We start from the raw sequence: 14,829 nt of genomic DNA, 5'->3' as shown, positions 1-14,829 counted from the left end.
GGCCCCTTTTTTATCCCACCGCCGGTAACAGCCCGGCGACGATGCAGAACTGGATCGCTACGATGCCGATCCCGCACAGCAGGACCAGCCACAGCGCCGGGGCGCCGCCGGCCACCCGCCAGGCCGCCTGCGGATGCAGTCGGCGGCTCTTCATGACCAGCATGGCCGGTAACATCAGGGCCAGCACGGCCAACGCCACCCCGGCGTAGCCCAGGGCCATGACGAAGCCGCGGGGATAAAACAGGGCGAACGCCAGCGGCGGCAGAAAGGTGATCATCCCGCTCTGCAGACGCCCGCTGACGCTGTTTTTGCGCTGAAACATATCGGCCAGATAATCAAACAGCCCGAGCGAGACGCCGAGGAAGGAGGTCGCCAGCGCAAGGTCGGCAAACAGGTGTACGGCCAGCTCCACGTGCGGTGACGCTACCACTTCGCGGATCGCCTCCAGCAGACCGTTCAGACCGGCATGTTGCGCCAGCAGGGCGGTAAAGGCCGGAGCGTCGATACTGCCCAGCGTCGCCAGCTGCCAGAAAATATAGGCCACCAGCGGAATAAAACTGCCGATAATAAACACCCGGCGCAGCTTACGGATATCGCCCCCCAGATAGCTGACGACGCTCGGCACGCTGCCGTGAAAGCCAAAAGAGGTAAAGATCACCGGAATGGCCGACAGCGCCAGGCCTTGCTCAACCGGCAGCGTGAGCAGGTTCACCTGATGAATGTGCGGCATCAGCAGAGCCAGCATAATCACCAGGAAGACGATTTTGGCGCTAAACAGGAAGCGATTAAACAGGTCGACCAGCGCGGTGCCAATGCACACCACCGCCCCGCCGAACAGGGTGAAGATCAGTACGCCGGCAGCCGGCGGCAGCTGCCAGTCCAGCCACTGGTTGAGGCTGGAAGCGAGTAATTCGCCGGCGCCACTGATGTAGGCCGCCGTGAGGGCATACAGCAGAAACAGCATGCAGAACCCGGTGATCCATTGTCCATAACGGCCCAGATAGCGCGCCGCCAGGGAACCGAGCCCCATATCGGCAGGGACATGCTGGTAGACTTCCAGCAGCAAAAGGGCGGTATAGCACATCAATGCCCACAGGGTGAAAAGTAAACCCAGCGTGACGGTAAAGCCGACGCCTGCGGCGGCCAATGGCATCGCCAACATACCTGCACCGATTGTGGTGCCGGCTACGATTAAAATACTGCCCAGAGTGCGGTTCTTCACGCTTTTCGCTATCCCTACAGCAAATCACAATAATTTATGCCGCGCAGAGTAGGGGATATTGCGTCTTTCGTCAAATCAGGGTTACAAGCTCTGTAATTAAAACTTTACAAGGTAGAAAGGATGAAAGCCTGCGCTGGCGCAAGGCGCGGGCCGTCGGTCTGGCCTAAGCTGGCGTTTTTTTCCGGAGGGGTTATGTCTTCTATTCATGGTCATGAAGTGCTGCAGATGATGCTGGCGTCGAAGGAGTGCTGGACGGTGGCTTCGCTGGAGGCGGCCATTCACCGTCGCTTTGGCGCAGAGGCGCGCTTTCACACCTGTTCGGCGGAAAATCTGAGCGCTGCGGAGCTGGTGGCGTTTTTAGAGCAGAAAGGCAAATTTATTGCCAGAGAGGCAGGATTTACCACCGCAGAAAACAAGATTTGTCAGCATTGAAAATGCCGCGACGGAGAAGCGTCGCGGCGCGGGCAATTAATTCTGCGTATCGAGGGTGGCCAGCTCTTTGTCGATAAAGTACAGACCTTCACCGCTTTTCCCGGCGAGGGTCAGTTTATCAATTACCGATTTAAATAATTTCTCTTCTTCATGCTGTTCGGCGACATACCACTGCAGGAAATTAAAGGTCGGGTAATCCTGACTGGTCATAGCCGCGTGCGCCAGTTCATTAATTTTTTGCGTGATCAGCTGCTCGTGCTCATAGGTCTGGCGGAACAGTTCATCCAGTGACGCATACTCGGCAAACGGGGAGGCGATAGCGTTGATGCGCGGCAGGCTGCCGGTGTCGGTCAGGTAGTCGAACAGGCGCTGCATATGGGTCATCTCTTCCTGGGCATGGCGACGCAGGAAGGCCGCAGCCCCTTCAAAACTATGATAACTGCACCAGGCGCTCATCTGCTGATAAAGAAGAGAAGAATAGAGTTCAAGATTCATCTGTTCATTCAGTTTGTCGATCATTTCCGTTTTCAGCATCGTCGCGCTCCTGGAATTAAAATATAGATGTTATCGGCTGCCACTATAATTTGTTATTTAATTATTTGCAAAAAGTAAATTTAAAAAGATTTTATTTAAAATGCTAATGGGAATAACACGCATTGGCAGTTTAATAATAAATGAGAATGGTTTTAATTTATTATTAGTTTTTTGCGGAGGCGAAATGACTGCCTCTGCGGATTGCGAGGCGGGGAGCACCAGGCGGAGTCGTCCTGATGAGGAGGCGACACGCTAACCTGAGCGGCAGAGGCGGCGAAAGTGTGAAGCGATGCGTAATTTTTAAAACAACTTTTCATAAAATTTGAAAGTTTGTTTTCCAGGTAGTAGAGTGCAGTCAACGCCAATGACATTCTGCGGGCAGGCCCGCACAGCATTCAGGAGAGTAAACCATGAAGATTGCACTGATGATGGAGAACAGCCAGGCGAACAAAAACGCCATCATCCTCAAGGAGCTTAACGCGGTTGCCGACGAAAAAGGATTTCCGGTCTATAACGTCGGTATGAGCGATGAGAACGATCATCATCTGACCTATATTCACCTCGGGATCATGGCCAGCATCCTGCTGAATTCGAAGGCGGTCGACTTCGTGGTCACCGGATGCGGTACCGGCCAGGGAGCGCTGATGTCGCTGAACATCCATCCTGGCGTGGTCTGCGGCTACTGTATCGACCCGGCGGATGCGTTCCTGTTTGCCCAGATCAACAACGGTAACGCGCTGTCGCTGCCGTTTGCCAAAGGTTTCGGCTGGGGCGCCGAGCTGAACGTGCGGTTTATCTTTGAAAAAGCCTTTACCGGTCGTAACGGCGAAGGCTATCCGCCGGAGCGCAAAGAACCGCAGGTGCGTAATGCCGGGATCCTCAACCAGGTCAAAGCGGCAGTAGTCAAAGAAAATTATCTCGATACCCTGCGCGCCATCGATCCGGAACTGGTGAAAACCGCGGTCTCTGGCCCTCGCTTCCAGCAGTGCTTCTTCGAAAACTGCCAGGATAAAGCGATCGAAGCGTTTGTCCGCCAGATCGTCGGGTAATCGTTATCAGGGCCAGCGCCGCTGGCCCTTCCAACCTCTACGATTTCTTCGCCGACACGCTGCTGCCTGCCGTTTTGGCCAGATGCAGGCTGTCGATCATCCCCACCAGACAAATCACCGCGATAAACACAAACGCCAGGCGAAAGCTGATCCCCGGTACGGCGGAAAGGTGCAGCCAGTCGCCGACCTGTTCACCCAGGCGAATGCCGATTGCCCCAAGGGTGATCCCCAGCCCCACCGCCAGCTGCGACGCGGTACTGAACAGAGTATTGGCATCGCTCATCTGCGCGGCGGGGACATCGGCAAAGGCCAACGTGCTCACGCCCGTGAACTGGACTGAGCGAAACACCCCGCCGAGATAAAGGATCAGCATGATCGCCCAGACCGGAGTTTGCGGCGTGAGCAGCGCGCAGGCCAGCAGCGAACAGACGTTCAGCGCGCCGTTGATCAACAGCAGGCGACGAAAGCCCAGCCAGCGGATCAGCGGCGTGGTGGCGGGTTTAATCGTTAAATTGCCGACAAATACCGCCAGCACCAGCAGACCGGAGTGAAAGGGATCCATGCCGAACCCCACCTGAAACAGCAGCGGCAGGAGAAAGGGGACCGCGCTGATGGAGGCCCGGAACAGCGAGCCGCCGTACATCGTCACGCGGAACGTCGGCACCTGCAACGCCGTCAGACGAACCATAGGCGCTGTCGCCCGGCGGAAGTGGCGGATAGCATACGCCAGACAGCCGAAGCCAAGCGCGGCGAGGGCCAGCGTCGGCCAGATCTGCGGCTGACGATCGCCGAGCCGTTCCATCGCCGTGACCAGGCTGACCATCGCCACCGCGGTCGTGATAAACCCTGTCATATCAAAGGCGCGCCGCTTTGCTTCGCGGATATCAGGAATGATGCGCAGCGACAGGATAATCGCCGCGACGCCCAGCGGGACATTGATAAAGAAGATCCAGTGCCAGCTGGCGTAGCGGGTAATAAAGCCTCCCAAAGGCGGACCGATAATAGGGGCCACCAGCGCCGGCCAGGTGAGGGTGGCGATGGCCTTTATCAGCAGGTGTTTCGGCGTGGTGCGCAGTACCGCCAGACGACCGACGGGGACCATCAGCGCGCCGCCGATCCCCTGCAGGATACGCATGGCGACAAAGATATGCATCTCGCTGGAGAGGCCGCAAAAGATCGAGGCAAGGGTAAAAATGGCCAGGGCGAGGGTGAAGATAGCCCGGGCGCCGAAGCGATCGGCGATCCAGCCGCTGGCGGGGATCAGCACCGCGAGGGTAATCAGATAGGCGCTGATGCCGATATTCAGCTCGACGGCGGTAACGCCAAAATCTCTCGCCATGTCGGGCAGGGCGGTAGCGATCACCGTCCCGTCGAGAAACTCCATAAAAAAGGCGCCAGCCACCAGCAGCGCCGGGGCTGAAAAAGCACGTTCGTTCCCGGAAGAGATCGCGGTATTCATGTTGTCGCTGCCATCAAGGGGATCCTCGGCAAAGCGGCAGCAAAGGTGCCGCCAGCCACTCGGGTGGCGAAAAAAACCTGCCACGGCAGGTTTTATTATCGTTAACGATTTAGGGTACTATTACGCTCCTGAAAAAAGGAGTAATTAATGTCTCAACATCTTACCGAACACGACGAGCTGGTTTCCGATGTGGTTGCCTGCCAGCTGGTTATCAAGCAGATCCTCGACGTGATTGACGTCATCGCGCCGGTGGAAGTACGTGAAAAAATGACCAGCCAGCTGAAAGCCATTGACTTCGCCAGCCACCCGGCCTCTGCCGATCCGGTGACGCTTCGCGCGGTGCAAAAAGCGATTGCCCTGATTGAGCTGAAGTTTACCCCGCAGGAAGAAACGCATTAATAACCGGCCCCGCGGGTGACCGACGGGGCCTTTTCCTTTAATGGGAAACCACGGTCTGCGTTGGCGCAGCCTCAGCGGTTTTAAACAATTTGCTGTTGCCCCAGCACTCTTCGTAGCGATGGCCAACCAGATCCTCAACGATTGCCCGCACCTCCGGCGCAATATCACTGATTTTACCGCCCGCTTTAATCCGCGCGACTTCCTGCAGGACCACCAGATGGGCTTTACGGTCCAGTTTCATCTGCTTACTGAAGACGATGGCGGCCAGGGCTAAGGCGACGACACCGACGCAGAATACCACCGCGATGGCGGTCACGGCGCTTTCCGGTTGGCTGTGCGCTTTTGACTGGAAACCGTAAAAGCTCAGGATGGCCCCCATCGAAAACACCACAATCGAGCGCAGAATTTTCCCTGAAAAGGTCATGGCGCCGGCATAGATCCCTTCCCGGCGGCGTCCGGTGTAGATCTCGTCGACATCGGCGAGGAAGGTGTAAACGGTCCAGGGAATATAGTAAACCCCGCCGGTCCCCAGGCCGAACAGCACGGTAATACCGAACATCAGCACGGTCGCCAGGCCTGACGGCAGATGGAAGAACCACAGCGAGGTATACAGCAGGACTGCGAAAATCACGATCCCCAGCGCGAGGATATAGGGTTTGCTGAAGCCCTTTTTCACACACAGGCCGATAAACAGCGCGGTGGAGATCAGCTGCAGAATCGAGTTCAGGCTGTTCAGCCCGGCCACCATTGCCGGATCGTGCTGCAGAACGAATATCACGAAATAGGTGAAGATGGAGGCAAACAGCCATTCCGCGCCAAACCCGCACAGGTACATACCGAGATGTTTGCGGAACACGCGCAGATAAAAGGTGGAACGCATGTCTTTCGCCAGCGACAGCAGGGTGCTCAGCAGCCCCTTTTTCGCGCTGGTATCCACGGCTTCCGCACGCTCGCGCTCCCAGCTGCACAGCCACAGGCAGGTAATCGCGACGATCAGGATCGCGCCGTAGGTCAGCCCGGTGAGGAAGAAAGGGGTGGCGGAATCTTTGCCGTACAGCAGAATGAACTGTCCGGGAATAAACGCGGCGAGGAAGTTGGCCAGCTTGCCGAAGATGGCTTTATAGCCGGTGAGCTTTGAGCGTAGCGAGAAATCATCGGTCATCTCTGTCGCCAGCGTTTCATAGGGCACCATGATGGAGGTGTAGATGATCTCAAACACCACGTAGGTGCACAGGTAGTACCAGAAACTCAGGCCCTCTACCCACAGCAGCGGGTAGAACAGCATCAGCGGAATGCCGATCAGCAAAAAGAAGCGCCGACGGCCAAAGCGCTTGCCTAACCGCGTTTTGCCAAAATTATCCGTCAGATAGCCCATCAGCGGGTTGCTGATGGCGTCGATGATGCTGGCGACGGAGAAGATAAATGAGGCCTCGATCAGCGTCAGGCCGCAAAAGGTCGTATAAAAATAGAGTAGCCATGCCCCGCTTATCGCCAGTGCGCCACTCCCTAACAGATTACCGCCGCCGTAGGCTAACTGATGGCGTAACAAGATCGGTCTTCCCTGCAGCCCTTCAGAGGCTGAAGCCGTGTATCGAGCCATAAAAAATAAACCTCGTGTTTTATATTTTTGAAACACTGTTTTTATATTTCTTTGTGGCTCAACAAAAAGTGACCGCGCTCACTAATCCCCCCAAAGGGGTAACGGTGACGAGGGAATGGGATCGAGTTAAAACTTTTTTATTCTTTTGAGGAATAAATGGCAGGGGAGTATAGCGATAACGGATTAATAAACAGGGCGGGGCAGCGCGAACGCGCTCCCCCCTGATCGGCCGAGAAAGGCCCGACACCTCTGATTAATGGGGTTTCTGTGACGCTCCGACGAGGGCCATCAGACGGCGATCGGTCTGTTCCATACCGATCCCGGCTTTGTCGGCATTGCGAATTTCCTCGAGCACGCTTTGCAGCAGCAGCCCATCCTGCTGCTGCTCTTCCGCCAGCCGGGTCAGAAAACGCCAGGTGTTGTCATCGCTCTGCGCTTTGGCTTCCTCGGCGAGACCGCTCAGCATACTGCTACGCTGGCGGTAATCGACCAGGGTTTGGGTAAAGAGATCTTCCAGCGAGGTACATTCGGGATTACAGGCGCGGTCGGGATTCACTATCGGCCAGCTGCCGGCTTTTTTCAGATAGTCAAATACGCGCATGGTGAGGGTGATGCTGCATTGCGCGCGGTTGCGCAAAAATGTCGCGGCGCCGTCGAAGCGATGCCGGGCGCACCACTCGCTTAAGTTCAGGTAAACGTTAGAGGCGTGGAACTCAAGGTTCATCTGGGTGTTTAGCTTTTGTGCCATTCCTGGAACTGCCATAAAAATATCCTTATTAACCGGGAAGGGGTTACTGGTGCGCGTCAGCGGTTCCTGCGGTAAACAACAGGATAAAAGAGTGGCGCGCTGCACTGTTGCAGAATAATAAAACTCTACACATTCCGTATGAGTCGGGTAATTTTTCCTCTTGCCGACAATTTTAGAATACTCGCTGAATGGAATTAAGAAAACTCTCAAGATGGATAATTTACGTTTTGTTACACGATTATTCCTGAATGACGACTGGCTGGAGATTGGCGGCGTAGACCGGGGCGCTAGCGCGGTGTGCCAGGTATAAGTTATAGGTATTTGACTACGAGATTCGTCGTATAACGCAAAGCTATAAGTTATTTCAGAGAGCAATGTTTCATGGTGATGATAATTATTTTTATTTTTTGTTGCAGGCTTTTTTATGTATCCGGAATATCTTTTTTCAATTCGGAATAAATTACGCAAAAGATCCGTTTTATCGCGATATAAAACGGCCGATGCCGGACTGGCGACGCGCGTCTGCTGATCTTCAGCGCCGGCAGGCAGTTGACCGCCGCTGCGACCCCGTTAGCCGCTGGATATAACAGTGCCGTAACCCTCTGTTAAACACCCTCTGACATCACAGGGATAACCCTGCTGGTGGTATAGATGATCCTGCTATTCGCCGGTTAAATTGTATGACAATTATGTCTTTTTTTATGTCTTTTTTTGCTAAATCTATGTACGCAATTACTGTAATTCCGCGATGTGATAATGCTCTCGTATGGAGAAATAATTTCCGGGTATTACTACTCTAACAACGGCAGTAGGGAATGTGATTTTTCTAATGCCTTGTTTTGATGCTGATAAAAAAGTTAATTCCGATTTTTCCCTACATGAAAGCGAATTAAAGCTGGAGTTTACCATGCACAAATTTACTAAAGCGCTGGCGGCCATTGGTCTTGCAGCGGTTATGTCACAATCAGCTATGGCGGAAAACCTGAAATTGGGTTTTCTGGTGAAACAGCCGGAAGAGCCATGGTTTCAGACCGAGTGGAAATTTGCTGATAAAGCAGGAAAAGATTTAGGCTTTGACGTCATTAAAATTGCGGTGCCGGATGGTGAGAAAACCCTGAACGCCATCGATAGCCTGGCGGCCAGCGGCGCGAAGGGCTTTGTCATCTGTACCCCCGATCCTAAGCTCGGCTCGGCGATTGTCGCTAAAGCGCGCGGCTATGACATGAAGGTGATTACCGTCGATGACCAGTTCGTCAACGCCAAAGGTAAACCGATGGAGAACGTGCCGCTGGTGATGATGGCGGCCAGCGAAATCGGCGCCCGCCAGGGGCAGGAGCTGTATAAAGAGATGCAGAAACGCGGCTGGGATGTCAAAGACACCGCGGTGATGGCCATCACCGCCGATGAGCTGGACACCGCCCGCCGTCGTACCACTGGCTCCATCGATGCCCTGAAGGCGGCCGGTTTCCCGGAAGCGCAAATCTACCGCGTTCCGACAAAATCTAACGATATCCCGGGGGCGTTTGACGCCGGTAACTCAATGCTGGTCCAGCACCCGCAGGTTAAACACTGGCTGATCGTTGGGATGAACGACAACACCGTGCTTGGTGGCGTGCGTGCCACTGAAGGCCAGGGCTTTAAAGCGCCGGATGTGATTGGCATTGGCATCAACGGCGTGGATGCCGTCAACGAACTGTCGAAGGCGCAGCCGACCGGTTTCTATGGCTCCCTGCTGCCAAGCCCGGATATTCATGGCTATAAAACCAGCGAAATGCTCTACAACTGGGTCACCAAGGGCGTTGAGCCGCCGAAGTTCACTGCGGTGACCGATGTGGTGCTGATTACCCGCGATAACTTCAAAGAAGAGCTGGCGAAAAAAGGGCTGTAACAGCCCGGTTGAACTGGCCCCCGCCGCGGCGGGGGCTGAGTGCAGAAGAGCGGAGTCGTTATGCAACAGTCTACCCCTTATCTCTCATTTCGCGGCATCACCATGACGTTCCCTGGCGTAAAGGCCTTGTCCGATATCAGTTTTGACTGCTACCCAGGACAGATCCACGCGCTGATGGGCGAAAATGGCGCAGGCAAATCGACGCTGCTGAAAATCCTCAGTGGTAACTACATCCCCACCGCGGGCCACCTGCAGATCGGCGGTCAGCAGATGGCGTTCACCAATACGATGGCGGCGCTCAACGCCGGCGTGGCGATTATCTATCAGGAGCTGCATCTGATCCCGGAGATGACCGTCGCCGAAAATATCTATCTTGGCCAGCTGCCGCACAGAGGCGGCATCGTCAACCGCTCGCTGCTCAACTACGAGGCCCGCCTGCAGCTTGAGCATCTGGGGCTGGATATCGACCCGGAGACGCCGCTGAAGTATCTCTCCATTGGCCAGTGGCAGATGGTGGAGATTGCCAAAGCGCTGGCGCGTAACGCCAAAATTATCGCCTTCGATGAACCGACCAGTTCGCTCTCCGCCCGGGAGATCGACAACCTGTTTCGCGTTATCCGCGAGCTACGGGAGGAGGGGCGCGTCATCATCTATGTTTCACACCGGATGGAAGAAATTTTTGCCCTCAGCGATGCCATCACCGTCTTTAAAGATGGCCGCTACGTCTGCACCTTTGATGATATGCCGAGCGTCAGCCACGACGCGCTGGTTCAGGCGATGGTGGGGCGCAATCTGGGGGATATTTACGGCTGGAAACCTCGCCCCTACGGCGAAGAGCGGCTGCGTCTGGAGGAGGTCAAGGCCCCGGGCGTGCGCACGCCGGTCAGCCTCTCGGTGCGCAGTGGCGAAATCGTCGGCCTGTTTGGGCTGGTGGGCGCCGGGCGCAGCGAACTGATGAAAGGTCTGTTCGGCGGGACGCGGATCACCGGCGGTCAGGTGTATATCGATGGCCAGCCCGTCGACATACGCAAACCGGCCCAGGCCATCCAGGCCGGGATGATGCTGTGCCCGGAAGATCGTAAAGCGGAGGGGATTATTCCGGTTCACTCCGTGCGCGACAACATCAATATCAGCGCCCGGCGCAAGCATATCCACGCCGGGTGCCTGATCAACAACGCCTGGGAGGCGGACAACGCCGATCAGCATATCCAGTCGCTGAACATTAAAACGCCGGGCCCGGAACAGCTGATCATGAACCTGTCTGGCGGCAACCAGCAGAAAGCGATCCTGGGTCGCTGGCTGTCGGAAGAGATGAAGGTGATCCTGCTCGATGAGCCCACCCGCGGTATCGATGTCGGCGCCAAACATGAAATTTACAACGTGATATATGGCCTCGCCGCCTCCGGTGTCGCCGTGGTATTTGCCTCCAGCGACCTGCCGGAAGTGCTGGGCGTCGCCGACCGCATCGTGGTGATGCGTGAAGGGCAAGTCGCCGGCGAACTGCTGCATGAAGAAGCCAATGAACAGCAGGCGTTAAGCCTTGCGATGCCAAAAGTGAGTCAGGCTGTCGCCTGAGTAAGGAGTAAATGATGTCATCAGTGACTACGTCCGGCGCTACCCGCTCTGCCTTTAGCTTTGCCCGTATCTGGGATCAGTTTGGCATGCTGGTGGTGTTTGCGGTGCTGTTTATCGGCTGCGTAATTTTTGTGCCTAACTTTGCCTCATTCGTCAATATGAAGGGGCTGGGGCTGGCGATCTCGATGTCCGGGATGGTGGCCTGCGGTATGCTCTTCTGCCTGGCCTCCGGCGATTTCGACCTGTCGGTGGCGTCGGTTATCGCCTGTGCCGGGGTCACTACCGCGGTGGTGATTAACCTGAGCGAAAGCCTGTGGCTGGGGATTGCCGCCGGTCTGCTGCTGGGGGCGATCAGTGGCCTGGTCAACGGCTTTGTCATTGCCCGCCTGAAGATCAACGCCCTGATCACCACGCTGGCCACTATGCAGATTGTCCGCGGTCTGGCCTACATTATCTCCGACGGTAAAGCGGTGGGGATCGAAGATGAACGCTTCTTCACCCTCGGTTACGCCAACTGGTTTGGTCTGCCGGCGCCGATCTGGCTGACGGTCGCCTGCCTGGTGGTTTTCGGATTATTACTAAACAAAACCACCTTTGGCCGTAATACGCTGGCTATAGGCGGCAATGAAGAGGCGGCGCGTCTGGCCGGTGTTCCGGTGGTGCGCACCAAGATTATTATCTTTGTGCTCTCCGGTCTGGTATCGGCTGCGGCGGGAATTATCCTGGCGTCGCGGATGACCAGCGGCCAGCCGATGACCTCGATTGGCTATGAGCTGATTGTTATTTCGGCCTGTGTGCTGGGCGGGGTATCGCTGAAGGGCGGGATCGGCAAGATCTCCTACGTGGTGGCCGGGATCCTGATCCTCGGGACCGTGGAGAACGCGATGAACCTGCTGAACATCTCGCCGTTCTCACAATACGTCGTGCGCGGGGTCATCCTGCTGGCGGCGGTAATTTTTGACCGCTACAAACAAAAAGCCAAACGTGCGGCCTGATTTCAGGCATAACTTTTAAGTCTACAGAGTAATTACCGCCAGCGCCCGTTTCGCTGGCGGTAACTATCAAAAATGGCGAGGTTGGTCACACTGTCTATACTTACATGGCTAACATATAATTAACAACCAGCTTCGGCTGGCCATGATAAGGAGGAAACAGGGTGGATAACCAGATATCTGTACCGCCTGCGCTAACCGGAAACTACGCTTTTTTCTTTGACCTCGACGGTACTCTTGCCGATATCCAGCCGCACCCCGATCAGGTGGTGATACCCGACAACACGCTGCAGGCGCTCAACGCGCTGGCCCGGCAGCAGGGCGGGGCGGTGGCATTGATTTCAGGGCGCTCAATGTCTGAACTTGACGCGCTAACCCATCCCTGGCGGCTACCGCTGGCCGGTGTTCACGGGGCTGAACGCCGTGATATCAATGGTAAAACCTATATTGTCTCTCTGCCGTCGGCTCTGCGCGATGAAATCGCGGCTGAGCTGACCTCGGCGTTGCAGGCGCTCCCCGGGTGCGAGCTGGAGAGTAAAGAGATGGCCTTCGCGCTCCACTACCGCCAGGCGCCGCAGCAGCAGAGCGCGGTGCTGGAGCTGGCGCAGCGCATCGTTCAGCGCTACCCGCTGCTGGCGCTACAGCTTGGCAAGTGCGTAGTGGAGATTAAACCCCGCGGTGTCAACAAAGGGGAGGCGATCACCGCCTTCATGCAGGAAGCGCCGTTTGCCGGTCGCGAACCGGTTTTTGTCGGCGATGATTTGACCGACGAAGCGGGATTCAGCGTGGTTAATCAACTGCAGGGAATGTCGATAAAAGTGGGCGCCGGGGAAACCCAGGCGCACTGGCGGTTGGCGGATGCCGCCGCCGTAAGGACGTGGTTGCAACATCTGGCGTATGACGCGCAAACCGAAAGGAGGGATGACCATGAGTCGTTTAGTCGTAGTCTCTAACCGTATCGCCTTACCGGACGATAAAAAATCGAGCGCTGGCGGTCTGGCCGTCGGCATCCTGGGGGCACTGAAAGCGGCAGGGGGTCTGTGGTTTGGCTGGAGCGGCGAAATTGGCGATGACCAGCAACCGCTGAAGCAGGTCTCCCGCGGAAATATTTCATGGGCGTCGTTCAACCTTAATGAACGTGACCATGATGAATACTACAACCAGTTCTCTAATGCCGTGCTGTGGCCGGCCTTCCATTATCGTCTTGATCTGGTCAGCTTCCAGCGCGAAGCCTGGGAGGGATATCAGCGAGTCAATGCCATGCTGGCGGACAAGCTTCTGCCGCTGATCGAGCCAGACGATACGCTGTGGATCCATGATTACCATCTGCTGCCCTTCGCCAGCGAACTGCGCAAGCGTGGGGTCAACAACCGGATCGGCTTCTTTTTGCATATTCCGTTCCCGACGCCGGAGATTTTTAACGCGCTACCGCCGCACGCTGAGCTGCTGGAGCAACTGTGCGATTACGACCTGTTGGGCTTCCAGACTGAAAGCGACAGAACCGCGTTTCTTGACAGCATTGCCATGCAGACCCGACTCTCCGACCTCGGAGACAAACGCTATCAGGCGTGGGGTAAGGCGTTCAGCACTGAGGTTTATCCGATAGGGATCGATCCGGACGAGATTACGCGCAACGCCAAAGGTCCGCTGCCGCCGAAACTGGTCCAGCTGAAAAACGAGCTCAAAAACGTGAAGAATATCTTCTCGGTGGAGCGGCTTGACTACTCGAAAGGGTTGCCGGAGCGGTTCCTCGCCTATGAGACGCTGCTCGAAAAGTATCCTCAGCATCACGGCAAGATACGTTATACCCAGATCGCACCGACCTCCCGCGGCGATGTGCAGGCCTATCAGGATATCCGCCACCAGCTGGAAACCGCATCCGGGCGCATCAATGGCCAGTTTGGCCAGCTTGGCTGGACCCCGCTCTACTACCTGAACCAGCATTTTGATCGTAAGCTGCTGATGAAGGTCTTCCGCTACTCTGACGTCGGCCTGGTGACGCCCCTGCGCGATGGTATGAACCTGGTGGCGAAGGAATACGTGGCGGCGCAGGATCCGGATAACCCTGGCGTACTGGTCCTGTCGCAGTTTGCCGGCGCGGCGCAGGAGCTGACCAGCGCCCTGATCGTCAACCCCTACGATCGCGACGAGGTTGCCGCCGCGCTGGATCGCGCCCTTAGCATGCCGCTGGCGGAACGTATTGCCCGTCATTCTGCGATGCTGGACGTGATCAGAGAAAATGATATTCATAACTGGCAGGCGCGCTTTGTCGACGATCTGCAGCATATTTCACCGCGCAGTGAGGAGAGCCGCCTGCGGGGGAAGATAGCCACGTTCCCTAAACTGGCCTAGTTCAGGAAAAGGGCTAACCGGCGTTAGCCCTTTTCAAGGGAAACCAGCAGGACATCGACGCCGCAGCTGCCGACGATATTTTTCGCCGAGCAGGTGGCGCGCGAAAAAAGGGAATGGTTATGATTGCCGCAGATCACCAGATCGACCTGGTGCGACCGGCAGAAGTCCTTAATATGATGGCCCAGTTCGCCGCAGGCGATGGTCATTTTCTCTATCGGGTAGTCCGCGTGACGCGCCAGCTCGTTGAGAAAATCACGTGTCTCTTCCTGCATCACCTCGCGCAGATTTTCCATCATCGGCGCAGCGAACTGGTTATACAGCTCCGGATCCGTGGCGAGGGTGATAAAGCTCACTTTCGCGTTCACGGGCCGGGCAATCGACACCGCTTTTTTAATTAATACCTGACTCTCCGGCGTTGGCGCGACGGCAACCAGCAGATGTGAATAAGGCATCTGGCCTCCTTGAGATACGCGGAATAACCCTTTCTTTCCTTCTTTCTTTACTCCTGTTTACCCGGCTGCGCAAGGGCCGATCCCGGGATTTGCGAGCCTCTTCGCCAGTCGGTGTTTTTCCGGCCAG

At 56.1% G+C, this 14,829-nt stretch carries 15 protein-coding genes and 1 pseudogene; 9 read left to right on the top strand and 7 right to left on the bottom strand.

Features of this window, described 5'->3' with window-relative positions; genetic code table 11:
• Positions 1–10 precede the first annotated feature (10 nt).
• The gene (tyrP, locus tag QLG03_RS01775) at positions 11–1,222 is read right to left on the bottom strand and encodes a tyrosine transporter TyrP (protein WP_101867068.1); all 1,212 of its coding nucleotides are present in this window, start codon (positions 1,220–1,222) and stop codon (positions 11–13) included.
• 192 nt (positions 1,223–1,414) lie between these two features.
• On the opposite strand from tyrP, the gene QLG03_RS01770 reads away from it, so the two are divergent.
• Complete coding sequence (locus tag QLG03_RS01770; RefSeq protein WP_023290274.1) at positions 1,415–1,654, top strand: YecH family metal-binding protein; 240 nt, start codon at positions 1,415–1,417, stop codon at positions 1,652–1,654.
• Positions 1,655–1,690: 36 nt separating this feature from the next.
• On the opposite strand, the gene ftnA is transcribed toward QLG03_RS01770, so the two are convergent.
• Together ftnA and QLG03_RS01760 are read right to left on the bottom strand one after the other, a co-directional pair.
• Positions 1,691–2,188, bottom strand: coding sequence for a non-heme ferritin (gene ftnA, locus QLG03_RS01765; protein ID WP_004203451.1), 498 nt, complete (start codon positions 2,186–2,188; stop codon positions 1,691–1,693).
• A 57-nt stretch (positions 2,189–2,245) separates the two neighbouring features.
• A pseudogene (locus tag QLG03_RS01760) lies at positions 2,246–2,353 on the bottom strand (hypothetical protein); the annotation flags it as partial.
• Between the two features lie 245 nt (positions 2,354–2,598).
• Between QLG03_RS01760 and QLG03_RS01755 the strand changes: the two are divergent.
• Positions 2,599–3,237 carry an RpiB/LacA/LacB family sugar-phosphate isomerase gene (locus QLG03_RS01755; protein ID WP_023290273.1) on the top strand — a complete coding sequence of 213 codons (639 nt, stop codon included), beginning with the start codon at positions 2,599–2,601 and terminating at the stop codon, positions 3,235–3,237.
• Between the two features lie 37 nt (positions 3,238–3,274).
• On the opposite strand, the gene QLG03_RS01750 is transcribed toward QLG03_RS01755, so the two are convergent.
• Entirely contained in the window at positions 3,275–4,696 is a 1,422-nt protein-coding gene (locus QLG03_RS01750; RefSeq protein ID WP_255987947.1) for an MFS transporter, read from the bottom strand.
• A 147-nt stretch (positions 4,697–4,843) separates the two neighbouring features.
• Between QLG03_RS01750 and QLG03_RS01745 the strand changes: the two genes are divergently transcribed.
• On the top strand, positions 4,844–5,095 hold the full coding sequence (locus QLG03_RS01745; protein ID WP_004203448.1) for a DUF2766 family protein: 252 nt from the start codon (positions 4,844–4,846) through the stop codon (positions 5,093–5,095).
• A gap of 37 nt (positions 5,096–5,132) precedes the next feature.
• Here QLG03_RS01745 and QLG03_RS01740 read toward each other — a convergent pair whose 3' ends face one another.
• Positions 5,133–6,644 (bottom strand): MFS transporter, encoded by a 1,512-nt coding sequence (locus QLG03_RS01740; protein ID WP_032453400.1) that lies wholly within the window; start codon positions 6,642–6,644, stop codon positions 5,133–5,135.
• Positions 6,645–6,709: 65 nt separating this feature from the next.
• Here QLG03_RS01740 and QLG03_RS01735 point away from each other — a divergent pair, with 65 nt between their 5' ends.
• Complete coding sequence (locus QLG03_RS01735) at positions 6,710–6,844, top strand: hypothetical protein (RefSeq protein WP_032428923.1); 135 nt, start codon at positions 6,710–6,712, stop codon at positions 6,842–6,844.
• Positions 6,845–6,948: 104 nt separating this feature from the next.
• Here the strand turns inward: QLG03_RS01735 and QLG03_RS01730 are convergent, their stop codons facing one another.
• Positions 6,949–7,458, bottom strand: a complete 510-nt coding sequence (locus tag QLG03_RS01730; RefSeq protein WP_032453399.1) for a non-heme ferritin-like protein — start codon at positions 7,456–7,458, stop codon at positions 6,949–6,951.
• 892 nt (positions 7,459–8,350) lie between these two features.
• Between QLG03_RS01730 and QLG03_RS01725 the strand changes: the two genes are divergently transcribed.
• From QLG03_RS01725 to otsA, 5 genes are all read left to right on the top strand, one after another.
• Positions 8,351–9,331 (top strand): arabinose ABC transporter substrate-binding protein, encoded by a 981-nt coding sequence (locus QLG03_RS01725; RefSeq protein ID WP_023290268.1) that lies wholly within the window; start codon positions 8,351–8,353, stop codon positions 9,329–9,331.
• A 60-nt stretch (positions 9,332–9,391) separates the two neighbouring features.
• The gene (gene araG / locus QLG03_RS01720; protein WP_032453398.1) at positions 9,392–10,906 is read left to right on the top strand and encodes an L-arabinose ABC transporter ATP-binding protein AraG; all 1,515 of its coding nucleotides are present in this window, start codon (positions 9,392–9,394) and stop codon (positions 10,904–10,906) included.
• Between the two features lie 14 nt (positions 10,907–10,920).
• Complete coding sequence (araH, locus tag QLG03_RS01715; protein ID WP_023290266.1) at positions 10,921–11,901, top strand: L-arabinose ABC transporter permease AraH; 981 nt, start codon at positions 10,921–10,923, stop codon at positions 11,899–11,901.
• 161 nt (positions 11,902–12,062) lie between these two features.
• Entirely contained in the window at positions 12,063–12,851 is a 789-nt protein-coding gene (gene otsB, locus QLG03_RS01710; RefSeq protein ID WP_023290265.1) for a trehalose-phosphatase, read from the top strand.
• Positions 12,826–14,250 (top strand): alpha,alpha-trehalose-phosphate synthase, encoded by a 1,425-nt coding sequence (gene otsA, locus QLG03_RS01705; protein WP_032453397.1) that lies wholly within the window; start codon positions 12,826–12,828, stop codon positions 14,248–14,250. Before otsB ends, otsA begins: the two co-directional genes overlap by 26 nt.
• 23 nt (positions 14,251–14,273) lie before the next feature.
• Here the strand turns inward: otsA and uspC are convergent, their stop codons facing one another.
• Entirely contained in the window at positions 14,274–14,702 is a 429-nt protein-coding gene (uspC, locus tag QLG03_RS01700) for a universal stress protein UspC (protein WP_004203433.1), read from the bottom strand.
• Positions 14,703–14,829 lie beyond the last annotated feature (127 nt).

It is taken from the genome of Klebsiella sp. V115_8, from assembly GCF_029967715.1.
Classification (GTDB): Bacteria; Pseudomonadota; Gammaproteobacteria; order Enterobacterales; family Enterobacteriaceae; genus Klebsiella; species Klebsiella quasipneumoniae.
The sequence above is the reverse complement of the archived record's forward strand: the minus strand, read 5'-3'. Positions and strand labels throughout refer to the sequence as shown.